Origin of the sequence: Pseudomonas sp. IT-196MI5, from assembly GCF_949767415.1 — a bacterium.
Lineage (GTDB): Bacteria > Pseudomonadota > Gammaproteobacteria > Pseudomonadales > Pseudomonadaceae > Aquipseudomonas.
Genome location: NZ_CATKPZ010000022.1, coordinates 181474 through 202753 on the forward strand (window position 1 = coordinate 181474; position 21280 = coordinate 202753).

A 21280-nucleotide genomic window follows, 5' to 3' on the forward strand; every position below is an offset into this window, starting at 1 on the left:
TTGACCTTGAATGGCCCGGAGCGCGTGATTGCACTTGGGGTTCAACAAGGCCGGGTGGGTGTTATGGGTAAAGCATTTCGATCGTCGCTGAGCCGTCGAGGTGAACGGCGGTGCTCAGGTCCAGACTGGCGGTGGGGGCAATGACGGCATCGACCGTCACCGTGGTTGTGAGGTTCTGGATCGAGGCGGGCCCCGCGGTGCTGGCGGCGCTGTCGGTAAAGCCCAGGTAGCTTTTCCGGGCGATCGGTATGGGGTTCGAACTGGAAGTGCTCCAGGCCACGCCCTGGGTGGTGGAATCGGTTCGATACACGCGGGCAAAGTTGTCCGCGCTGGCGTTGGCCGGATCGACATTCAGTGAATACAGGCCAATCTTGTTGCTGCGGTTATCCAGACCCAGTCCGTAGTAAATCTCGCTGTTGACCGTCGCTGTGCCTGAGCGGTTGTCATGCATGACCAGGGCAAATTGTGTCGGAGCGTCGCAGCCAACTCGCAGGGTTAAATCCTTGGGTGGCAATCGGGTGCTCCTGTCAGGGTTCAGGTCGTTTTTTGATAACCGGCCGAAATCCACCAGGCCGCCATTGGACAGTTCCACGTTGCACGCGGCGGGCGCAAAACTGGCGCGCAGGGTTATCTCTCTTGAGCGTCCCGCAACGACCGCATCGAACACGCCGGTGGTTTCCCAGACAACGGCGTCACGTACCTGCGACGCTTTTTCCTGCGCCCAGGCTGTCAGTTCCAGTTGCGCCGACAGACTTTGCCCTTGCACCGCCACACCGCCCCGAACCGGAACGACCGCTTGCTGCGGTCGCCAAAGCACACTCGATGCGGCCGCTTCGGGTAACTGGCCGACGACGGAAATCAGGCCCAGGTCCACCGGTTGCCCATCGAGTACGGCGTCACCCATGCGCACGGCATAGTTGCCGTGTTCGGCAAAGCGAAAGCGCTCGGCGGTCGCCGCCATGGCGCGGTAGAACAGGGTCATGTCGGTCGGTTGTGGGCAGTTCAGGTTCAGGCTCAGGCGGCGCTCGCCCAGGGATCGCTCTCCGGGGGCATTGGCGCGTGTTGCCCGATTCATCAAGCCGTAATCGAGCACCGACTGACTCAGGGTGAGCTGGCATTCATCGGCGAGCGCCCGGGCCTGTGGCGTCAGCGCGCTTAACATCAGCGTGCCAAGTGTTAACAGCAAAGGGTGGGACAGCTTCATGGGATCATCCTTAAAGAATCCGGCACTGGGCGGCTGCGGTCTCGTAATACACCTGGGTGTTGGCCTTGGCCGGTAGTTCGAAACGCAGTTCGCAGCGCTCCAGCCCCGGTGCGGTTATCCACAGGTCAGGGGTGTCGAGGGCGTTGGGCAGAAACACCAACCCCCCTTCTTGAGCGAGCGTGACGAACTCGCCGCTTGCGGTGCTGACCGTCGCGCCACGGGGCAGGGGGGTGCCGTTGTCGGTGGTGACTTTGAGCAAGGCACGGCGGGTCAACGTGACACCGAATGCAACCTTGTCGACGGCACCGCGCCCCGCGGAAACCATGGCCAGTCCGTTGTTGATGTCGAGGTTGCGTGGCAGCGAGCGGGTGTCGACTTCTACCGGGCTGCGACCATAGGCGCTCACTTGAGGAACCACGGCGTGACCTTGCCAATCGGTCCATACCGGACCACTGGGGGTCGAGACTTTGATGGCGCTCGTATCGCCTACCGAAAGCAGCGCGAAGGTGTCCCGCACGGCATATGGCGATAACGTCAAACCGTCGCCGTGCAGCACCGCGCCACCACGCGCGCCAATCTGGTAACTGGAGCGTTCGGCATCGGAGCGGGTGTAGCTCAAGTCCAATTGGCTGTAGCGCGGCAGCAGGGAAACCCCTGCCGAGGACTGCACCTGTTTGTCGCGGGTGTCGTGCTCGACGCCGAGCCGGTAACTCAACTGGTCGTTGACCTGTTCGTTCAAACCGACACCGCTGCGGTATTCGCCTGCGGAACTGCGTACCCAAGTGCGCGCCCGACGATTTTCACCCAGCGGAATACTGAAACTCAGGTAAACGCTGTCGTCACTGCGTTGGGTGCCACTGACCTGCCGTTGCGCCGTGGCCGACACCGATACGCCGCCGATGTTGGTGCCCCAGGATGCCAGGGCGCGGCTGCTGCTTTGTCCATCGAATGTCGTTGAACGACTGAAGCCGCTGCTGAAGGCGCCGAGCCCGGGAGTCGACCAGGCCAGCGACAGGCTTTGCCGATCACGGTAACGCGACTGGCTGCGCTCGGACTGGGTATCGAACACGGCCTCCGACAGCTCGCGATAACCGAAGGTCCGGTGCGAAGCTCCGGCAGTGATCGACCACTGCTCACCCAGGCGTTGCGAAACATTCAGGTCGGCCTGAAACCCTCTGTCGGCTTGGCGGGTTCTGGTGTCGGCCGCTTGAAGGGTGGTCTGGATCTGTGTGCCGGGCCCCGTCAGCAGGCCAAGACCTGCGCCCGCTGCACGGTAGTCGGCGGTCCCCGTGGCGCCGGCGCTGAGCAGGGCATACGGGTTGAGTGCTCCGCTCCAGCCACCGCTGATCACCCATGGGTCGCCGCTCTGTGCCGCGCCGAGACTGCGTACCTGGCCTGCGGCCAACGAAAAGCCGGGAGCCGGCAGGCCAACGCCGAGCATGGCGACGGGGACCGTGAAGCGCTGCTCGCTGCCATCCGCTTCCTTGACGGTGACTTCAACATCGGAGCGACTGTCGAGCCGACGCACGTTACTCAGGGAAAACGGCCCGGCCGGCACCACTGTCGAGTGGATCAGCGAACCGTTCTGGCGAATTTCGACCTGAGCCTGGCTGCGAGCAATCCCTTCGATGGGATTGCTTTGGCCTTCGACCTGAAGCGCCTGCTCGGTCATGACCTGGACGCCAGTGATCTGCGCGCCGGCCAGTACCGGGTTGTAGAGATTGACTTGACCCGCTTGAAGCACCGTCTCATGGCTGGCAAAGGTGCGCTGGGCATAGGCCGCCAGGTGAGTGGTGCTGGACACATCGTTCTGCCAGGTCTGCACCTGACGACTGCGCACAATCCAGTCGCCGGCATTGAACCCGACTTCGGTATTGGCCGAGAGGTAACGGTTCGATTGATTGCCGTATTGGCTGTGGAGGCTGTTGACGTCGTAGTTGAACAATCCGGCGATACCGCCGGTTTGATAACCAGAGATATCCCGGACCGCCGGACGTATCGCCTGGGTGGGCACGATCAATGACAAGCCGAGGTTGGCCGGGTCCTGTTCGATTCGGGCTTGCGGCCAGGTGGCGAGTACATCGAAACAGCCTTTGTCGTTGGCCGGGGTGGGTGGCTCGGTCAGGTTTGCCGCATCGAGCAGGGCACGGTCAAAGCACGGAGCGCCTTCCTGGTTGAACGTGACGTCTACCCGGCCACGGCGCAGGCCATTGACCGTAAGGGTGATCGGATGTCGGCCAGCGGTGAAGCTTGGAGCAGCCAGCAGCAGGGTAGCGAGACTGGGGTCGATACCGCGTTGACTCAGCATTTTCTGGTCGAACGAAGTCAGTAACGAAGCCTCATTGAGGTCTTCGGCATTGACTTGAAGCCCTATCAGCACGTTGCTTAGCAGCAACACCATGCCGGTTCTGACTCGCGACAGATGTGGGGGCATGCTGGCCGGCCGAATCGCAGGCATGGCTTCGCCATCACGGTATTTCAATACGGTGTTCATGAGGCTCACTTGGGTTATGCCTGGGCGCCGGCTTGATCCGCTACGGCGTCCGTCACGCATGTGGCGACGGCAAAACAGGCCATCACGTTGAAATGTCGACGCCTGCTTTTCCCTGCACGGCGCTATCGGTGGTGTCGGTTCTAGGGGGCGAGCAGCGCTTCATAGGGCGGCACGGCAAAGCCATAGACCGTCGCGGGATGAATTCGAACCTGGGTGGCAGCCTTTACGGGGACCGGAACGCTGATGTGGTCTCCAGGCAGTACGTAGGTTCGCGGTAGCATTGCACCGCTCCCGGAAGGCAACAGTTGCACTTCCTGAGCAAGGCGTACGACATAAGGCGTTTCGTTGCGTACGGTCAGTTGACCATCCTGCAGCGACCATTTCAGGTCGGTCCATGGCGTGCGGTTGGGCGCCAGGCCTGCGGGGTGAAGGATGACCGGCAGGTTCTGGCGCACCGTCATGCCCACACGGGCATGCCCGGCCTCGGGAGCAGATTTGCCTTGGGGGATGCCTTCGAAAATCACCCGCTTCAAACGCTGGGTGAGCAGGGGCTTTTTTGATTGCAGGATGAAGCGCACCAACTGCGTCCTGGAGGCTTCAACGCGTGCCAAGGGTGGCGTCACGAACACCAAAGGCTCGGTGTCTTCGGGAATGTCTTCGAGGGTGACGTGCAGCAGCGCCAGGCTGCTATCGGTATTGGTCACAGAGACAGCGACTTCCCCGTTGGCTTCATTGACGATGACCACTGAAGTATCGGGCACCATGCCGTCGGCGTGAGCCTGCGCGGTGAATAACAGAGCGCAGGCACCGATACCCGTATGGGTCAAACGGCGCACTTGCTTCAACAATATTGTCTTGATGTCTCTCATTGAAATTCCCGGATAAAAGACCGTTGGCATGGCTCGCGATACAGGTAGCGCAGGGATTGCATGGGCAAGCATGCAGTGCGCTGGGTAATGGGCGTTCGATCGTCAGCCAGCGAGTGAGCGCAGTTCTGTACAGGTACGGCGGGGCAAATTGGCAGGCCGCAATTTAGCGGGCAGGCGGAGCGGGAGGAATGCAACTAATACGAAAAGGGAGGGGGCGTGTATGAAAGAATGTTGCGGACTACGTAGCGTTTTCTAACGAGCAATCCTTTGGTTGTAGTCCTTCTGTGTAGTCTTCCGCCTGCTGCATTGTAGGAACCATCTTTTTAATGGGTGGGCAAAGAGTCAGCCCATTGAATACATTGAGGCTGCGACGTTAGAGGTTTTTTCGGGGCGTTGTGGAATGGGTAAGAACGGCGCTATTTTCCGCGCTTTCGCGCCACAATCAGAAGGTATCCCACAATGCGAGTCGTTATTGCTGACGACCATTCCGTCGTTCGTGTCGGGCTGCGCATACTCATCAACGCCAGTCGACGATGTGTGATCGTCGGTGAGGCCGACAGTGCCGACAGCCTGATGAATCTGCTTTCAAGCACGCCCTGCGACCTGCTCATCACGGACTTCTCCATGCCGGGGGGGCAGCAGGCCGATGGCTTGAAAATGTTGAGTACGATTCAGCGCCATTACCCGGCCTTGCCGATCATTCTGGTGACGATGTTTACCAGTGTGGCGACGGCAAGGGCTGTGTTGGCTCAAGGGGCGATGGCCGTCGTGGCCAAAACCGCATCGGCGAAGGAGCTGCCCCTGGCAATCAATGCAGTGCTGGAAGGGCGCCGCTACCTCAGCGAGTCCCTGCGCACGCTGCTGGCCAACACCCGCAATCAGCTGCACGAATCGCCACTGTCAGCCAAGGAATATGAAGTGGTCCGAATGCTCGCCAGTGGCATGACCGTCAGCGAAATCGCCATTCATTTCAAACGCAGCGTGTCGACCATCAGTAAGCAGAAGAACATGGCCATGCACCGGTTGGGTATTTCCACGGACGTTGATCTTTTTTCCTACGCCCGGGACAGCGGAATGTCGTACTGAAATGGCAGGAATAGTCATTGCGCTATTTTCGCCATGAATGCCGATAGTGTTCGATGCATTTGCAGACTATCGTGCAGGCAATCTTTCGAAGCCATTATGCAAATCCTGGGGAGCCCGCAAATGAGTGAAGCCCATAGTGCCTTGATCACCCGTTTCTACCAGGCTTTCCAGCGCCTGGATGCCGAAGCCATGGCTGCCTGTTACGCCGATGATGTGGTGTTCAGCGACCCGGCGTTCGGCGAGCTTCGCGGTCGCGATGCCGGTGACATGTGGCGCATGCTGACCACTCGGGCCAAAGACTTTTCCCTGACTTTCGATCATGTTCACGCCGATGAGCGCACCGGTGGTGCCCATTGGGTTGCGACCTATCTGTTCAGCCAGACCGGCAACACCGTGGTCAACGATATCCAGGCGCGTTTCGTCTTTCGTGATGGCAAGATCTGCGAGCATCATGACCGTTTTGATCTGTGGGCCTGGTCGCGTCAGGCGCTGGGTTTCAAAGGTCTGTTGCTGGGCTGGACGCCACTGGTGCGCAACGCCGTTCGCGCCCAGGCATTGAAGGGGCTGAAGGCATTCCAGGCCAGTCGCTGATAAGATCGCGGCCTGTTTTCCCTCAAGCCCGGATCGTTACGTGACCACCCTCAGCGAAAGCCCTGTCGACGCCGACACCTGCGCGAGTAAAACCTGGTTCGTCTACCTCGTTCGCGCGGCCAACGGTTCGCTCTATTGTGGGATCAGCGATGATCCCGTGCGTCGCTTCGCCAAGCATCAAAGCGGCAAGGGCGCACGTTTCTTTCTCTCCAGCCCGGCCATGGCCCTGGTCTACACCGAACGTTGTCGCGACAAAAGCGATGCGTTGCGTCAGGAACGGCTGATCAAAAAACTCAAGAAGAGTGCCAAGGAATGCCTGGTGGCGAGCGTAGCGAACGTCGCCTCTGGTTTATCACTCTGACTGATCAGTTCCCATCAGGCAGATCTGTAGGCTGTCAGCTGATTGCGCGCTAAGCTGCTGGTTCCTGATCCTTGCGGCGGAGCCGAGCATGTCCGAGTTGATTCTGCATCATTACCCGACGTCCCCCTTTGCCGAAAAGGCCCGCCTGATGCTGGGCTTCAAGGGCTTGTCCTGGCGCTCGGTGAGGATCCCGCCTGTGATGCCCAAACCGGATCTCACGGCGCTGACCGGTGGCTATCGCAAGACACCGGTGTTGCAGGTCGGTGCAGATATCTATTGCGACACAGCATTGATTGCCCGGCGACTGGAACAGGAAAAAGCCTTGCCGGCGTTCTACCCTGAGGGGCAAGAAATGATCACTGCGTCATTTGCCGCCTGGGCCGACTCAGTGGTGTTCCAGCATGCGGTCAGCCTGGTGTTCCAGCCGGAGTCGATAGCGGTGCGCTTTGGCAATTTGTCGCCGGAAGCGATCAAGGCGTTTCTGGCCGACCGCGCCGGTTTGTTCGGTGGTGGTAGTGCGACAAAACTGTCCGCCGAGCAGGCCAAACACCAGTGGCCAACGATCATGTCGCGGCTGGAACAACAGTTGCAGCGCGAAGAAGGCGATTACCTGTTTGGCGAACCGTCGATTGCCGACTTCGCCTTGGCTCATTCACTGTGGTTTCTCAAGGCGACGCCGGTCACGGCACCCTTGGTCGATGCTTATCCGGCAGTCAATGCATGGCATGCGCGGGTTTTGGGTTTCGGTCATGGTGCGTCCAGCGAGATGAGCTCCGAGGAGGCCCTGGCAGTGGCACGCACGTCCACGCCAGCGGCATTGCCGGATGAGCAGTTCGTCGATCCCAACGGGTTCACGGCGGGGCAGCAGGTAGTGATCGCCGCTACGGACTACGGCGTTGATCCGGTGGCGGGGGAGTTGTTGTTTGCCGGCCGCGAGGAGCTGATTGTACGGCGAGAGGACGAGCGTGGCGGTGTGGTGCATGTGCACTTCCCGCGGTTTGGTTTCCGTATTGGAGCGCAGTAAGTCCCGTCATAAACAGGCCCTGTAGGAGCTGGCTGGCCAGCGAATGCGGTTTGTCAGTCAGCATTTTTGTCGACTGATCCACCGTCTTCGCTGGCAAGCCAGCTCCTACAATGGATGGTTGTACGCTGAACAGTTATTTGAGAGCCGCCAGAATCGCATCCGGGTCATACCCGCGAATCAGGGTTCCGTTTACATCGATGATCGGAATCCCGCCGCCGCCCAAGGCCTGATAATCCTTGCGCGCGACGGCATCCTTCTCGATATCGAACTCCTTGTACGGAACGCCTTTCTGATCGAGAAAGCGCCGGGTCAGCTTGCAGTAACCACACCATTCGGTGGCGTAGAGCACGACGTTGGCCTGGGCCTGCGTCTGTGCAGGTACCACTTGCGAAGGGTTGAACACCCGCTCGATCTTGCCCCAGTTCTGGTAAGCCACGACCACCAGCAGGATCAGCAGGAATTTTTTCAGTACGCCGCCGAGCATCAGTTGCGACGCTTCAACTGATCGGTGAGCGAAGTGGGCAGGCCCTTGATGATCAACGTGCCGGCTTCTTCGTCGTACTCGATCTTCGATCCCAGCAGGTGCGCTTCGAAACTGATCGACAGGCCTTCGGCGCGGCCGGTGAAGCGGCGGAACTGGTTCAGGGTGCGTTTGTCAGCCGGGATTTCCGGCGACAGGCCGTAATCCTTGTTGCGGATGTGATCGTAGAAGGCCTTCGGGCGTTCTTCGTCGATCAGCCCCGACAATTCTTCCAGACCCATTGGCTCGCCGAGTTTGGCCTGGCTGCTGGCGTAATCCACCAGGGTCTTGGTCTTCTCGCGGGCGTCGTCTTCCGGCAGGTCTTCGCTTTCGACGAAATCACTGAAGGCTTTGAGCAAGGTGCGGGTTTCACCGGGACCGTCGACGCCTTCCTGGCAGCCAATGAAGTCGCGGAAATACTCCGAAACCTTTTTGCCGTTCTTGCCTTTGATGAACGAAATGTACTGCTTGGATTGTTTGTTGTTCTGCCACTCGGAAACGTTGATCCGTGCTGCCAGGTGTAACTGGCCAAGGTCCAGGTGACGGGACGGGGTCACGTCCAGTTCGTCGGTCACGGCCACGCCTTCACTGTGGTGCAGCAGGGCGATGGCCAGGTAGTCGGTCATGCCTTGTTGATAGTGCGCGAACAGCACGTGGCCGCCGACCGACAGGTTCGACTCCTCCATCAGCTTTTGCAGGTGCTCGACCGCCACTCGGCTGAATGCGGTGAAATCCTGGCTGCCCTCCAGGTACTCCTTCAGCCAGCCGCTGAACGGGAAAGCGCCGGATTCCGGATGGAACAGGCCCCAGGCTTTACCCTGTTTGGCGTTATAGCTTTCGTTGAGGTCGGCGAGCATGTTCTCGATGGCCGCGGACTCAGCCAGTTCAGAGTCACGGGCGTGGAGAACCGCAGGTGTGCCGTCGGGTTTTTTGTCGATCAGGTGGACGATGCAATGACGGATCGGCATGGGCTTCTCGGCTGAATGGAGAGAGGAGGGCGTGCTCCCCCGAAAAAGCGCTCAGTGTACCGCAACCACTGGTTTTGGCGCGGTGCGAAGGGTAATTGCGGGCCGACCGGCGGCGCTTATGCGATTTTTTGCAGATTTAGAGCAATAAAGCTGACCAAATGGGTAGCTAGAGGCGGATATTTCCACGTCTGTGTGCTAGTTTTGCCCGGTCTTGCGCGAAGTCACTGCGTTAAGCCTGCAGTCAGCTTTTGTCAGGTCGAACCAAACCCTGATTTCGGTATCTATAACCCCGATCCCGAGGTTATTTCGCCGAGGGTGCCAGATCCAGAAGATCGGGCTCGATGGCTGACATTGCACTCTGCAATCCATATGAATTTGATAGGGAAGGAACACTAAATGGCTCTTACTAAAGACCAACTGATCGCCGACATCGCTGAAGCTATCGACGCGCCGAAAACCACCGCGCGTAACGCTCTGGACCAACTGGGCCAAATCGTTGCCGATCAGCTGGAAAACGGCGGCGAAATCACTTTGCCAGGTATCGGCAAACTGAAAGTGACTGAGCGCCCTGCCCGTACTGGCCGTAACCCTTCGACTGGTGCTGCCATCGAAATCGCTGCCAAGAAAGTGATCAAGCTGGTTGTGGCCAAAGGCCTGACCGACGCTGTCAACAAGTAAGACTTGTTAAGAAAAAACCGTGCACCGGAGCGATCCGGGCACGGTTTTTTTGTGGGTGCTGTAACGATTTACGCAAGGTGAATTGTTGAAATAATCCTGTCATTTGAAAGCATTTATTACCTGCGTGCCAGACAAAGTAGCTGTTTGCGCTGAATAGCACTTTTCTCTCTTTATAAAACGATCATTCCTACAGAGCTGATAGTTGAGTGTGCGCCTTGGGTCGGTAGTATCAACAACGCATAGCGCTTGGCTTTACTTAAAAGCCAAAATCAAATTTCAGTTGTTCGTTACAGGGACGTTTTTATGAAAGTTAAACAGCTATTGATGTGCGTGTCGTTTCTGGTTTCCGGCCCGGCTTTGGCAAATGTTACCGAGTACTGCCCAAGCCCTTCTGACATCAAGGAGTTGACAGCCGGTGCCTATAAAGCACCAGCAGCGAGTGGCGAGGGGGAGTGGTACGGTGTTTCGCAAACCGGGCGCGGGCCGGTAGGTGAATTCGAAGTGGCGATATTCGCACCTCGCAAAGAGGCCGAAGCTGGCATGATCGTTGGTGAAATCCTGCGTTGTGGTTACATGCTGCAAAATGGAGGTAGTCTGGATATGAGATACAAGCGAGAGGGAACTATCGTAAGTATTGATACCAACAAGGGTCCATGGTCGGAGTGGATGACTCGGTATTACTGCGACAGTAAAGAGGCCCGTGCCTGTGGGTTCAAAGAGATTGTTCGTGCGGCAAAGCCCTGAAACGATAATGTATGAACTTTCTTGTTGTTGAAATCGTCAGGAAAGTTGTCAGGTTTTTTGTGGTAACCCCGAATATCACGGTTAACTACTAAGACTTGTTAAAAAGCCGTGCCCTGGGTAATCGGGGCACGGCTTTCTGTGCATTCAACGTTTTACTCAGCGGTAGCCTTCGGCCATCGTGCCTGACGCCAGGCCTGTTGCTGCGCCTGGGTCTGGAAGGTCCATGCGACGAAGCGGCTCTGTTTTTGTCCCTGGCCCATTTCGACCACCTGGCTGTCCAATGCGCCGGCCTTTTTCAAGGCGGCCTGGATCGCCGGCAGGTTCGACGCCTTTGACACCAGCGTGCTGAACCACAGTACTTGTTGCGCCACCTGCGCGCTCTCGTTGACCAGTTGCGTGACGAAACGCACTTCTCCGCCCTCACACCACAATTCCGCCGCTTGCCCGCCAAAGTTCAACACCGGCAGCTTGCGTTTCGGGTCGGCTTTGCCCAGGGCGCGCCATTTGCGCGTGCTGCCCCGTGTGGCCTCGTCCAGAGAGGCGTGGAATGGCGGGTTGCACATGGTCAGGTCGAACCGCTCTGCGCTCTCCAGCAGGCCTGTGAGGATCTGCTTGGGGTTGCTCTGCTGGCGTACCTGGATCGCTTTGTTCAGGCCATTGGATTGAATGATGGCCTTCGCCGCGGCAATGGCGGTCGCATCGATATCGGAACCAAGGAACTGCCAGCGATAGTCGCTGTAACCGATCAGCGGATACACGCAGTTGGCGCCCATGCCGATGTCCAGCACCTTCACGGCGGCGCCCCGGGGGATTACACCGTCATTGCTGCTGGCCAGCAGGTCGGCGAGGAAGTGCACGTAATCGGCACGGCCTGGCACCGGTGGGCACAGGTAGTCGGCCGGAATGTCCCAGTGAGCGATGCCATAGAACGACTTGAGCAGTGCCCGGTTGAACACCCGCACGGCTTGCGGGCTGGCAAAGTCGATGCTTTCCTTGCCGTACGGATTGATGATCACGAATTTCTTCAATTCCGGGGCGCTTTTGATCAGCGCCGGAAAGTCGTAGCGACCCTGATGGCGATTGCGCGGATGCAGGCTGGCCTTTTCCTTCGGGGCGACGGCCGTGGCCGGAGTCTTCGGAGCAGGCTTTTTGCGCGCAGGCTTGGGGGGGCGAGGGGCGGTCATGGGTGTGGTCGATTCGGGTATGGCTGAAAGTGGCGGGCATTGTCCCACATCCAGCCGATGTGAACCCAACTGTAGCAATCAGCACATAACCCTGTGGGAGCGAGCTTGCTCGCGATGGCGGTGTGTCATACAACACATATGTTGGATGTGATGGCCTCATCGCGGGCAAGCCCGCTCCCACAGGGATCTTCTTTGGTTAGTTGGGAAGTGGCAGGCATAAAAAAGGGAGGCCGCATGGGCCTCCCTCATTTATTGCGATCTACCGTTACAGGCTGGCAATCCGCGCATGCTGCTCGGCCAGCTTGCCCAGGGCCTGTTCGGCCTCGGCCAGTTTGGCGCGTTCCTTGTCGATGACTTCGGCTGGCGCCTTGTCAACGAAGCCGGCATTGGACAGCTTGCCGCCGACACGTTGCACTTCACCTTGCAAACGCTGGATTTCCTTGTCCAGACGCGCCAGTTCCGCACCTTTGTCGATCAGGCCGGCCATTGGCACCAGCACTTCCATCTCGCCGACCAGCGCGGTGGCGGACAGCGGAGCTTCGTCGCCGGCAGCCAGCACGGTGATCGATTCGAGGCGTGCCAGCTTCTTCAGCAAGGCTTCGTTCTCGGTCAGACGACGCTGATCCTCGGCGCTGACGTTCTTCAGGAACAGCGGCAGCGGTTTTCCCGGGCCGATGTTCATTTCGCCACGGATGTTACGAGTACCGAGCATCAGACCCTTGAGCCACTCGATATCGTCTTCGGCCGCCTGATCGATGCGTGTTTCATTGGCCACTGGCCAAGGTTGCAGCATGATCGTCTTGCCATCGATACCGGCCAGCGGCGCAATGCGCTGCCAGATCTCTTCGGTGATGAACGGCATGAACGGATGCGCCAGACGCAGCGCGACCTCCAGTACACGCACCAGGGTGCGACGGGTGCCGCGCTGGCGTTCGACCGGTGCGTTTTCGTCCCATAGCACAGGTTTGGACAGTTCCAGGTACCAGTCGCAATACTGGTTCCAGATGAATTCGTACAAAGCTTGCGCAGCCAGGTCGAAACGGAACTGGTCGAGCTGGCGGGTCACTTCGGCTTCGGTGCGTTGCAGCTGCGAAATGATCCAGCGATCGGCCAGCGACAGCTCGTAGGCTTCGCCGTTCTGGCCACAGTCTTCGCCCTTGTCCAGCACGTAGCGCGCCGCGTTCCAGATCTTGTTGCAGAAGTTGCGATAGCCTTCGACGCGGCCCATGTCGAACTTGATGTCACGACCGGTGGACGCCAGCGAACAGAAGGTGAAGCGCAGGGCGTCGGTGCCGTAGCTGGCGATGCCTTCGGCGAACTCGTCGCGGGTCTGCTTCTCGATCTTCTTCGCCAGTTTCGGCTGCATCATGCCGGAGGTGCGTTTCTGCACCAGGGCTTCGAGCTCGATGCCGTCGATGATGTCCAGCGGGTCGAGGACGTTGCCCTTGGACTTGGACATTTTCTGGCCCTGGCCATCACGCACCAGGCCGTGAACGTACACGGTCTTGAATGGAACCTGCGGCGTGCCGTCTTCGTTTTTCACCAAATGCATGGTGAGCATGATCATCCGGGCAACCCAGAAGAAAATGATGTCGAAGCCAGTCACCAGGACGTCGGTGGAGTGGAACTTCTTCAGGAATTCGGTTTTTTCCGGCCAGCCGAGGGTGGAGAACGTCCACAGGCCCGAGCTGAACCAGGTGTCGAGAACGTCGTTGTCCTGTTGCAGCGCAACGTCCGGGTCGAGATTGTGCTTGGCACGCACTTCGGCTTCGTCGCGACCGACATAGACCTTGCCCGACTCGTCGTACCAGGCCGGAATCCGGTGGCCCCACCACAGCTGGCGGCTGATGCACCAATCCTGGATGTCGCGCATCCACGAGAAGTACATGTTTTCGTACTGTTTCGGCACGAACTGGATACGGCCGTCTTCAACGGCGGCGATCGCAGGCTCGGCCAAAGGTTTGGTGGACACGTACCACTGGTCGGTCAGCCACGGCTCGATGACGGTGCCGGAGCGGTCGCCTTTCGGTACTTTCAGGGCGTGATCGTCAACGCTGACCAGCAGGCCGGCAGCGTCGAACGCGGCCACGATCTGCTTGCGCGCTTCGAAGCGGTCGAGACCGGCGTATTCGGCCGGGATCTTGCCGTCGATGGTTTCGTTCAGCGTGCCGTCGAGGTTGAACACCTGGCACGCGGGAAGAACGGCTGCGTTCTTGTCGAAGATGTTCAGCAGCGGCAGGTTGTGACGCTTGCCGACTTCATAGTCGTTGAAGTCGTGGGCCGGGGTGATTTTCACGCAGCCAGTGCCGAATTCAGGGTCGCAGTAATCGTCGGCAACGATCGGGATGCGGCGGCCGACCAGCGGCAGCTCGACAAATTTGCCGATCAGGGCTTTGTAGCGTTCATCGTTCGGGTTAACGGCCACGGCGGAGTCGCCGAGCATGGTTTCCGGGCGAGTGGTGGCGACGATCAGGAAATCGTTGCCTTCAGCGGTCCTGGCGCCGTCGGCCAGTGGGTATTTCAGGTTCCACAGGAAACCTTTCTCGTCGTGGTTTTCCACTTCAAGGTCGGAAATCGCCGTGTGCAGCTTGGTGTCCCAGTTGACCAGGCGTTTGCCGCGGTAGATCAGGCCGTCTTCGTGCAGGCGGACGAAAGCCTCTTTAACGGCTTCCGAGAGACCGTCGTCCATGGTGAAGCGCTCGCGGCTCCAATCTACGGACGAACCGAGACGACGGATCTGACGGCTGATGTTGCCGCCAGATTCATCCTTCCACTCCCAGACTTTCTCGAGGAATTTCTCGCGGCCCAGGTCGTGACGGCTCTGGCCCTTGGCTTCGAGCTGACGCTCTACCAGCATCTGCGTGGCGATACCGGCATGGTCGGTGCCCGGTTGCCACAGGGTGTTGCGACCCTGCATGCGGCGGAAGCGGATCAGGGCGTCCATGATCGCGTTGTTGAAGCCGTGACCCATGTGCAGGCTGCCGGTGACGTTCGGCGGCGGGATCATGATGGTGTAGGACTCGCCCGCGCCTTGCGGGGCGAAGTAATTCTCTGACTCCCAGGTGTTGTACCAGGAAGTTTCAATGGCGTGCGGCTGGTAGGTCTTATCCATGCGCGGCGGGACCCTATTGGCATTTATTCAGGAAAAGCCGGGAAGTATAGCGGGGATGAGCCGATGCGCGTAGAGCGAGGTGACAATGGGTGGAGGGAAAATTGTGGCAAATCGACCCACAGGGATACATCTCCCTGTGGGAGCGAGCCTGCTCGCGATAGCAATCTGTCAGGCGACGCGATTCAAATCGTTATGTCGAGTTTCTTTCAGGCACAGCACGGCAATCAAACTCAACACCGCTGCCCCGGACACGTACCCGCCGACATAACTCAAACCACCCATCGCAACTAGCTTCTGCGCGAAGAACGGCGCCGCCGAAGCACCGACGATACCGCCCAGGTTGTAGGCCGCCGAGGCGCCGGTATAACGCACGTGGGTCGGAAACAGCTCCGGCAGCAGCGCACCCATGGGCGCAAACGTCACGCCCATCAGAAACAGCTCGATGCATAGAAACAGTGCCACGCCCCAGGTCGAGCCTTGGGTCAGCAGCGGCTCCATGAGGAACCCTGACAGGATCGCCAGCACGCCACCGATGATCAGCACCGGTTTGCGCCCGTAACGGTCACTGGCCCAGGCCGACAGTGGGGTGGCGGCTGCCATGAACAGCACGGCGAAGCACAGCAGCCCGAGGAAGGTTTCACGGCTGTAGCCGAGCGTTGCCACGCCGTAACTCAAGGAAAACACGGTGGAGATGTAAAACAGCGCGTAACACACCACCATCGCGCCGGCTCCCAGCAAGACGGGAGCCCAGTATTGGCCGAACAACTCGAACAGGGGGATCTTCACCCGTTCCTGACGTGCCATGGCGTTGGCGAACACCGGGGTCTCATGCAGCTTGAGGCGCACGTACAGGCCGACCATCACCAGCGCGGCGCTGAGGAGGAATGGAACACGCCAGCCCCAAGAGCGAAATTGTTCATCGTCAAGCACCACGGCCAAGGTCAGGAACAGACCGTTGGCCGCGAGAAAACCGATGGACGGGCCGAGTTGCGGGAACATGCCGAACCACGCGCGCTTGCCTTTGGGTGCGTTCTCCGTGGCCAGCAACGCTGCGCCGCCCCATTCGCCGCCCAGCCCCAAGCCTTGGCCGAAGCGCAGGACACACAGCAGGATCGGTGCCCAGGCGCCAATGCTGTCGTACCCGGGCAGTACGCCGATCAGTGTGGTGCACACGCCCATCAGCAGCAGCGAGGCAACCAGGGTCGATTTGCGACCGATTCGGTCGCCAAAGTGGCCGAACAGTGCCGAGCCAAGTGGTCGTGCAAGGAACGCGATGCCGAACGTGAGAAACGCCGAAAGCATCTGGGCGGTGCCGGATGTCTGTGGAAAGAACACCGGGCCGATCACCAGCGCGGCGGCGGTGGCGTAAACGTAGAAGTCGTAGAACTCGATGGCTGTGCCGATAAAACTCGCGGTGGCCACGCGGGTGGCGGAGTTCGTCGGTTGCGCAGGCGTGGAATCGCTGTAAGTCGTGCTGGTCGTCATGCGGTTATCCCTGACAGTCATGTGCCCCAGTGGAGCGAATTATTATGGTCGAGAACCCAGGGATGTGGGTGAGAGCGCGGTCGCTGTTTCAGGTAGGAACAGTCGTCGGTTTGCTGCGGTTCTTGCTGATGGTCGGGCCGGAAGCTGCGAAGTGCGGGGTAAGCACGGGGCCGGCGAGGCTTGGGTAAGCGGTTCGATTATAGGAAGGTGGCTAACGATCGAACAAGAGGGCTTGCGAGGGCATTGTGGCGAGTTTTAGATAACAACAGGCATCGAGCTGGTCTGCCAGATCAGCACCCGCGTGACACGGTTGTCCTCGGTCTCGAGAATTTCCAGGCGGTAGCGGCCGATCTTCAGGCATACCGCGCTTTCGGGAATGGTTTCCAGAGCCTCGGTGACCAAGCCGTTCAGGGTTTTCGGGCCATCGCTGGGCAGGTGCCAGCCGAGGCTCTTGTTCAGCTCGCGAATGGAGGCGGCACCGTCGATCACCAGGCGTCCGTCGGCTTGCGGATGAATGTGCGGATTGTCCACGCTGTGCTGGCTTTCGAACTCACCGACGATTTCTTCGAGAATGTCTTCCAGGGTGACGATGCCCAGCACTTCGCCGTATTCGTCGACCACCATGCCCAGGCGCCGCTGCTGCTTATGGAAATTGAGCAGTTGCAACTGCAACGGGGTGCTTTCCGGCACGAAGTATGGCTCGTGACTGGCCGCCAGCAACGCTTCCCTGGTCAGGCTCGCGTCGGGCAGCAAGTGCAGGATGTGCCGGGTGTTGAGGACGGCTTCGACCTGGTTGATATCACTGTGGAACACCGGCAGGCGAGTGCGCTTGTTGTGGCGCAATTGCTCGGTGATTTCTTCGATGGGATCATCGAGGTTGATGCCGTCCACGTCACTGCGCGGTACCAGGATGTCATTGACCGTGATGTTGTCCAGCGCGTGGATGCCTGGCAGCGGGTGAGTGCGGGTTACGGTTTCGGAGGATGCATGCCGCTCCGTCAACGTTTCGTCGTCACTCTGCTGTACTACTTTGGCTTTACGGGCGAACGGTCGAATCAGCCATTGACTGATGCTGTTGAGCAACCATGCCGCGGGATAGGTGATTTTCAGTGGCACGCGCAACAGATTGTTGCCCTGGGCCAGGATCGCATCCGGATAGCGGGTGGCGAGCGCTCGGGGTAAATAGTCGGAAAACACCAGCAAAATGGCGCCGGCCCCAAGGCACGCGACCCACGGACCGTTCTCGGCCCAGGTGAAAATGGCCAGCAAGGTACTGATGACCACCACGAGTGCGCGGCAGAGGGTGTTGCAAAAAATCAGGCTGGCCAGGGGGAAGCTGAGTTTCGCCACCGGTTTGTCGCTGGAGCGCGTTGCGGTGCGCTGGGCCAGTAAATACTGGTGCGCCGCTTCGATGGCGGTAAACAGTCCCGACCATAAAATCAGCAGGGTCACTACCGCAAGCATCGGCCCTATGGGCAAGTCGTCCATTAATGCCGCCCGTCAGATATGCAGGATGTATTCACGAACCAGTTTGCTGCCGAAATACGCCAGCATCAGCAGGCAAAAACCGGCCAGGGTCCAGCGAATCGCTTTGTGCCCGCGCCAGCCGAGGCGATTGCGTCCCCAAAGCAGCACGCTGAAAACGAACCAGGCCAGGCAGGCCAGCAGGGTTTTGTGCACCAGATGCTGGGCGAACAGGTTTTCGACGAACAGCCAGCCGGAAATCAGCGACAGCGATAACAGCGTCCAGCCGGCCCAGAGGAAACCGAACAGCAGGCTTTCCATGGTTTGCAGTGGCGGGAAGTTCTTGATCAGCCCGGATGGGTGCTTGTGCTTGAGCTGATGGTCTTGAACCAGCAGCAGCAAGGCCTGGAACGCCGCGATAGTGAACATGCCGTAGGCCAGAATCGAAAGCAGGATGTGGGCGAGGATGCCCGGCTCCTCATCGATGATCTGCACCGTACCGGCCGGCGCGAAATGCGCCAGCGACACGGTCAAGGCCCCAAGCGGGAACAGCAGGATCAGCAGATTCTCCACAGGAATCCGCGAGCAGGCCAGCAGGGTCAATGCGATGACCGCTGCGGCAATCAGGCTGGCGGCACTGAAGAAATCCAGGCCCAGGCCGATCGGGGTCAGCAGGTGGGTGAGCAGGCTGGCGCTGTGGGTCAATACGGCGAGCACGCCGAGCAAGACCAGCAGGCGTTTGTTGGCCTTGGCGCCGGACGCCAGGCGAGTGCCCTGGTAGATGGTCGCAGCGGCATACAAGCAGGCGGCGGCGAGGGTAGTTAGCAAACTGGGTGACAAGGGGAGCATAAATCCTGTTAGGCAAGCCCGAAAGTCGCTGAGTTTGGCATAGAACCCCCGCCACACGAAAGACCGTGCAACCCGACAGCGAGGTGTCCGCCGGCCACAGTCTTCGCTATAATCCGCGACCTGCCCACGCCGCAGGCTCGCCGAGCACACGTTTAGTCCGGTCCGGGCCGCCATTATCCCGGTCTACACAGGGCCTGAAAGGATCGCGCAATGTTTGAAAACTTAACCGACCGTCTCTCGCAGACGCTGCGCCATGTCACCGGCAAGGCCAAGCTGACTGAAGACAACATCAAAGACACCCTGCGTGAAGTGCGCATGGCGTTGCTCGAGGCCGACGTCGCCCTGCCGGTGGTCAAGGACTTCGTCAATTCGGTCAAGGAACGTGCCGTCGGTACCGAGGTGTCGCGCAGCCTGACGCCGGGCCAGGCCTTCGTGAAGATCGTCCAGGCCGAACTTGAAAGCCTGATGGGCGCGGCCAACGAAGATTTGAACCTGAGCGCCGTGCCGCCAGCGGTCATCCTGATGGCCGGTTTGCAGGGTGCTGGTAAAACCACCACCGCCGGCAAGCTTGCGCGCTTCCTTAAAGAGCGCAAGAAGAAGTCGGTCATGGTCGTGTCCGCCGACGTTTATCGTCCAGCGGCGATCAAACAGCTGGAAATGCTCGCTGGTGAAGTCGGCGTTACCTTCTTCCCGTCCGATCTGAGCCAGAAGCCGGTCGAGATCGCGCAAGCGGCTATCAAGGAAGCAAAACTCAAATTCATCGACGTGGTCATCGTCGATACCGCCGGTCGCCTGCACATCGATGAAGAGATGATGGGCGAGATCAAGGCGTTGCATGCCGCGATCAACCCGGTCGAAACCCTGTTCGTGGTCGACGCCATGACCGGTCAGGACGCCGCCAACACGGCCAAGGCCTTCGGCGACGCATTGCCGCTGACCGGTGTGATCCTGACCAAGGTCGACGGCGACGCCCGTGGCGGTGCCGCACTGTCGGTGCGTGCGATCACCGGCAAGCCGATCAAGTTCATCGGTATGGGCGAGAAGAGCGAAGCGCTCGATCCGTTCCATCCTGAGCGTATCGCCTCGCGCATCCTCGGCATGGGCGACGTGCTCAGCCTGATCGAGCAGGCGGAAGCGACCCTCGACAAGGACAAGGCCGACAAACTGGCCAAGAAACTGAAGAAGGGCAAGGGCTTCGATCTCGAAGACTTCCGTGATCAGCTGCAACAAATGAAGAACATGGGCGGCCTCGGCGGCCTGATGGACAAGCTGCCGAACATGGGCGGCGTGAATCTGGCGCAGATGGGCAACGCCCAGGGTGCGGCAGAGAAGCAGTTCAAACAGATGGAAGCCATCATCAACTCCATGACCCCGGCCGAGCGCCGCGACCCTGAGATGATCAGCGGCTCGCGCAAGCGCCGGATCGCCATGGGTTCCGGCACTCAGGTGCAGGACATCGGCCGCTTGATCAAGCAGCACAAGCAGATGCAGAAAATGATGAAGAAATTCTCCGCGAAAGGCGGAATGGCCAAGATGATGCGCGGCATGGGCGGTATGTTGCCCGGCGGCGGCATGCCGAAGATGTAGTGCTCTGTTAAGCACCAGAATTCGCGCCGGCCATCGGGTCGGCGCTGCCCCACACGGACGTGGGATACACAGCAAACCCGCACTTGGCGGGAGCTGATCGGCCGTTTTCAACGACGGCTCTATAGCAAATCTGCATGGCGGCCGATAGACCGCCGGAAAAAGTCATTTGCAAAAGTCCGGATATTCCTTAGAATATGCGGCCTTTCGGGCACCCATGCCCGCTGTGCCTTTAGATTTGCAGCACCGACTACAGGAACGATGTTCACATGCTAACAATCCGTCTTGCCCTTGGCGGCTCCAAAAAGCGCCCGTTTTACCACTTGACCGTAACCGACAGCCGCAACCCGCGCGACGGTTCGCACAAGGAACAGGTTGGCTACTTCAACCCTGTTGCCCGTGGTCAGGAAGTTCGTCTGTCCGTGAACCAAGAGCGCGTAGCCTACTGGCTGAGCGTTGGTGCACAACCTTCTGAGCGCGTTGCTCAGTTGTTGAAGGAAACTGCTAAGGCTGCGGCCTGAGCAATATGAACGCGACGCCAGCCATTGCTGATGATTTGATCGTTATCGGCAAGATTTATTCTGTTCACGGCGTTCGCGGCGAAGTGAAGGTGTACTCCTTTACTGATCCGATTAAAAACCTGCTGGACTACAAAACCTGGACGCTCAAGCGTGACGGCAATGTAAAGCAGGTAGAGCTGGTCAGCGGACGCGGGAACGACAAGTTCCTGGTCGCAAAGCTCAAGGGTCTCGATGATCGCGAAGAAGCTCGTCTTCTGGCTGGTTATGAGATCTGCGTGCCGCGCAACCTGTTCCCTGAACTCACCGACGGCGAGTACTACTGGTACCAGCTGGAAGGTCTCAAGGTTATCGACACTCTCGGACAACTGTTCGGGAAAATCGATCACCTGCTGGAGACCGGCTCGAACGATGTCATGGTGGTCAAGCCTTGCGCTGGCAGCCTGGATGATCGTGAACGCCTGTTGCCCTATACGGAGCAATGCGTGTTGGCCATCGACCTGGCAGCAGGTGAGATGAAGGTGGATTGGGACGCGGATTTCTAA

The 21280-nt window shown here is 59.3% G+C and carries 19 protein-coding genes; 9 read left to right on the top strand and 10 right to left on the bottom strand.

Going from position 1 to position 21280, the window contains the following annotated elements:
• Positions 1-61: 61 nt before the first annotated feature.
• The 3 genes from ACM6IK_RS15195 to ACM6IK_RS15205 all read right to left on the bottom strand — a co-directional run bounded on the left by ACM6IK_RS15195 (position 62) and on the right by ACM6IK_RS15205 (position 4567).
• Positions 62-1204 (bottom strand): DUF1120 domain-containing protein, encoded by a 1143-nt coding sequence (locus ACM6IK_RS15195; RefSeq protein WP_414874975.1) that lies wholly within the window; start codon positions 1202-1204, stop codon positions 62-64.
• A 10-nt stretch (positions 1205-1214) separates the two neighbouring features.
• Positions 1215-3698 (bottom strand): fimbria/pilus outer membrane usher protein, encoded by a 2484-nt coding sequence (locus ACM6IK_RS15200; RefSeq protein ID WP_414874976.1) that lies wholly within the window; start codon positions 3696-3698, stop codon positions 1215-1217.
• Positions 3699-3838: 140 nt separating this feature from the next.
• Positions 3839-4567 (bottom strand): fimbria/pilus chaperone family protein, encoded by a 729-nt coding sequence (locus tag ACM6IK_RS15205; protein ID WP_414874977.1) that lies wholly within the window; start codon positions 4565-4567, stop codon positions 3839-3841.
• A gap of 459 nt (positions 4568-5026) precedes the next feature.
• Between ACM6IK_RS15205 and ACM6IK_RS15210 the strand changes: the two genes are divergently transcribed.
• From ACM6IK_RS15210 to ACM6IK_RS15225, 4 genes are all read left to right on the top strand, one after another.
• The gene (locus ACM6IK_RS15210) at positions 5027-5653 is read left to right on the top strand and encodes a response regulator (RefSeq protein WP_414874978.1); all 627 of its coding nucleotides are present in this window, start codon (positions 5027-5029) and stop codon (positions 5651-5653) included.
• 120 nt (positions 5654-5773) lie between these two features.
• On the top strand, positions 5774-6244 hold the full coding sequence (locus tag ACM6IK_RS15215) for a nuclear transport factor 2 family protein (RefSeq protein ID WP_414874979.1): 471 nt from the start codon (positions 5774-5776) through the stop codon (positions 6242-6244).
• A gap of 40 nt (positions 6245-6284) precedes the next feature.
• The gene (locus ACM6IK_RS15220; protein WP_414874980.1) at positions 6285-6605 is read left to right on the top strand and encodes a GIY-YIG nuclease family protein; all 321 of its coding nucleotides are present in this window, start codon (positions 6285-6287) and stop codon (positions 6603-6605) included.
• An 88-nt stretch (positions 6606-6693) separates the two neighbouring features.
• On the top strand, positions 6694-7629 hold the full coding sequence (locus ACM6IK_RS15225) for a glutathione S-transferase family protein (protein WP_414874981.1): 936 nt from the start codon (positions 6694-6696) through the stop codon (positions 7627-7629).
• A 133-nt stretch (positions 7630-7762) separates the two neighbouring features.
• Here ACM6IK_RS15225 and ACM6IK_RS15230 read toward each other — a convergent pair whose 3' ends face one another.
• Entirely contained in the window at positions 7763-8113 is a 351-nt protein-coding gene (locus ACM6IK_RS15230) for a glutaredoxin family protein (protein ID WP_414874982.1), read from the bottom strand.
• Positions 8113-9117 carry a nucleoid-associated protein YejK gene (yejK, locus tag ACM6IK_RS15235; protein ID WP_007972706.1) on the bottom strand — a complete coding sequence of 335 codons (1005 nt, stop codon included), beginning with the start codon at positions 9115-9117 and terminating at the stop codon, positions 8113-8115. Before yejK ends, ACM6IK_RS15230 begins: the two co-directional genes overlap by 1 nt.
• A 396-nt stretch (positions 9118-9513) precedes the next feature.
• Here yejK and ACM6IK_RS15240 point away from each other — a divergent pair, with 396 nt between their 5' ends.
• Both ACM6IK_RS15240 and ACM6IK_RS15245 read left to right on the top strand, forming a co-directional pair.
• Positions 9514-9795, top strand: a complete 282-nt coding sequence (locus ACM6IK_RS15240; RefSeq protein ID WP_007905514.1) for an HU family DNA-binding protein — start codon at positions 9514-9516, stop codon at positions 9793-9795.
• A gap of 303 nt (positions 9796-10098) precedes the next feature.
• Positions 10099-10539 carry a DUF3757 domain-containing protein gene (locus ACM6IK_RS15245; protein ID WP_414874983.1) on the top strand — a complete coding sequence of 147 codons (441 nt, stop codon included), beginning with the start codon at positions 10099-10101 and terminating at the stop codon, positions 10537-10539.
• Positions 10540-10691: 152 nt separating this feature from the next.
• On the opposite strand, the gene rlmF is transcribed toward ACM6IK_RS15245, so the two are convergent.
• The 5 genes from rlmF to ACM6IK_RS15270 all read right to left on the bottom strand — a co-directional run bounded on the left by rlmF (position 10692) and on the right by ACM6IK_RS15270 (position 18633).
• Positions 10692-11723, bottom strand: coding sequence for a 23S rRNA (adenine(1618)-N(6))-methyltransferase RlmF (gene rlmF / locus ACM6IK_RS15250; protein WP_414874984.1), 1032 nt, complete (start codon positions 11721-11723; stop codon positions 10692-10694).
• Between the two features lie 265 nt (positions 11724-11988).
• The gene (locus ACM6IK_RS15255) at positions 11989-14835 is read right to left on the bottom strand and encodes a valine--tRNA ligase (protein WP_414874985.1); all 2847 of its coding nucleotides are present in this window, start codon (positions 14833-14835) and stop codon (positions 11989-11991) included.
• A 168-nt stretch (positions 14836-15003) separates the two neighbouring features.
• Complete coding sequence (locus ACM6IK_RS15260) at positions 15004-16320, bottom strand: MFS transporter (protein WP_414874986.1); 1317 nt, start codon at positions 16318-16320, stop codon at positions 15004-15006.
• Positions 16321-16575: 255 nt separating this feature from the next.
• Positions 16576-17808: a transporter associated domain-containing protein gene (locus ACM6IK_RS15265; protein WP_414874987.1), complete on the bottom strand. Its 1233-nt coding sequence runs from the start codon at positions 17806-17808 to the stop codon at positions 16576-16578.
• 12 nt (positions 17809-17820) lie between these two features.
• On the bottom strand, positions 17821-18633 hold the full coding sequence (locus tag ACM6IK_RS15270) for an inner membrane protein YpjD (protein WP_414874988.1): 813 nt from the start codon (positions 18631-18633) through the stop codon (positions 17821-17823).
• Between the two features lie 210 nt (positions 18634-18843).
• On the opposite strand from ACM6IK_RS15270, the gene ffh reads away from it, so the two are divergent.
• The 3 genes from ffh (at position 18844) to rimM (ending at position 21280) form a co-directional block, all read left to right on the top strand.
• A complete protein-coding gene (gene ffh, locus ACM6IK_RS15275) occupies positions 18844-20220 on the top strand; it encodes a signal recognition particle protein (RefSeq protein WP_056726162.1) in 1377 nt (458 codons plus the stop codon).
• A 266-nt stretch (positions 20221-20486) separates the two neighbouring features.
• Positions 20487-20738 carry a 30S ribosomal protein S16 gene (rpsP, locus tag ACM6IK_RS15280; protein WP_108214983.1) on the top strand — a complete coding sequence of 84 codons (252 nt, stop codon included), beginning with the start codon at positions 20487-20489 and terminating at the stop codon, positions 20736-20738.
• A 5-nt stretch (positions 20739-20743) separates the two neighbouring features.
• A complete protein-coding gene (rimM, locus tag ACM6IK_RS15285; protein WP_150754524.1) occupies positions 20744-21280 on the top strand; it encodes a ribosome maturation factor RimM in 537 nt (178 codons plus the stop codon).

Excerpts from the sequence above, each read along its gene's own strand:
- ACM6IK_RS15195 (WP_414874975.1), bottom strand. The coding sequence starts at position 1,204 with ATGAAGCTGTCCCACCCTTTGCTGTTAACACTTGGCACGCTGATGTTA.
- ACM6IK_RS15200 (WP_414874976.1), bottom strand. The coding sequence starts at position 3,698 with ATGAACACCGTATTGAAATACCGTGATGGCGAAGCCATGCCTGCGATT.
- ACM6IK_RS15205 (WP_414874977.1), bottom strand. The coding sequence starts at position 4,567 with ATGAGAGACATCAAGACAATATTGTTGAAGCAAGTGCGCCGTTTGACC.
- ACM6IK_RS15210 (WP_414874978.1), top strand. The coding sequence starts at position 5,027 with ATGCGAGTCGTTATTGCTGACGACCATTCCGTCGTTCGTGTCGGGCTG.
- ACM6IK_RS15215 (WP_414874979.1), top strand. The coding sequence starts at position 5,774 with ATGAGTGAAGCCCATAGTGCCTTGATCACCCGTTTCTACCAGGCTTTC.
- ACM6IK_RS15225 (WP_414874981.1), top strand. The coding sequence starts at position 6,694 with ATGTCCGAGTTGATTCTGCATCATTACCCGACGTCCCCCTTTGCCGAA.
- ACM6IK_RS15230 (WP_414874982.1), bottom strand. The coding sequence starts at position 8,113 with ATGCTCGGCGGCGTACTGAAAAAATTCCTGCTGATCCTGCTGGTGGTC.
- yejK (WP_007972706.1), bottom strand. The coding sequence starts at position 9,117 with ATGCCGATCCGTCATTGCATCGTCCACCTGATCGACAAAAAACCCGAC.
- ACM6IK_RS15240 (WP_007905514.1), top strand. The coding sequence starts at position 9,514 with ATGGCTCTTACTAAAGACCAACTGATCGCCGACATCGCTGAAGCTATC.
- ACM6IK_RS15245 (WP_414874983.1), top strand. The coding sequence starts at position 10,099 with ATGAAAGTTAAACAGCTATTGATGTGCGTGTCGTTTCTGGTTTCCGGC.
- rlmF (WP_414874984.1), bottom strand. The coding sequence starts at position 11,723 with ATGACCGCCCCTCGCCCCCCCAAGCCTGCGCGCAAAAAGCCTGCTCCG.
- ACM6IK_RS15255 (WP_414874985.1), bottom strand. The coding sequence starts at position 14,835 with ATGGATAAGACCTACCAGCCGCACGCCATTGAAACTTCCTGGTACAAC.
- ACM6IK_RS15260 (WP_414874986.1), bottom strand. The coding sequence starts at position 16,320 with ATGACGACCAGCACGACTTACAGCGATTCCACGCCTGCGCAACCGACG.
- ACM6IK_RS15265 (WP_414874987.1), bottom strand. The coding sequence starts at position 17,808 with ATGGACGACTTGCCCATAGGGCCGATGCTTGCGGTAGTGACCCTGCTG.
- ACM6IK_RS15270 (WP_414874988.1), bottom strand. The coding sequence starts at position 18,633 with ATGCTCCCCTTGTCACCCAGTTTGCTAACTACCCTCGCCGCCGCCTGC.
- ffh (WP_056726162.1), top strand. The coding sequence starts at position 18,844 with ATGTTTGAAAACTTAACCGACCGTCTCTCGCAGACGCTGCGCCATGTC.
- rpsP (WP_108214983.1), top strand. The coding sequence starts at position 20,487 with ATGCTAACAATCCGTCTTGCCCTTGGCGGCTCCAAAAAGCGCCCGTTT.
- rimM (WP_150754524.1), top strand. The coding sequence starts at position 20,744 with ATGAACGCGACGCCAGCCATTGCTGATGATTTGATCGTTATCGGCAAG.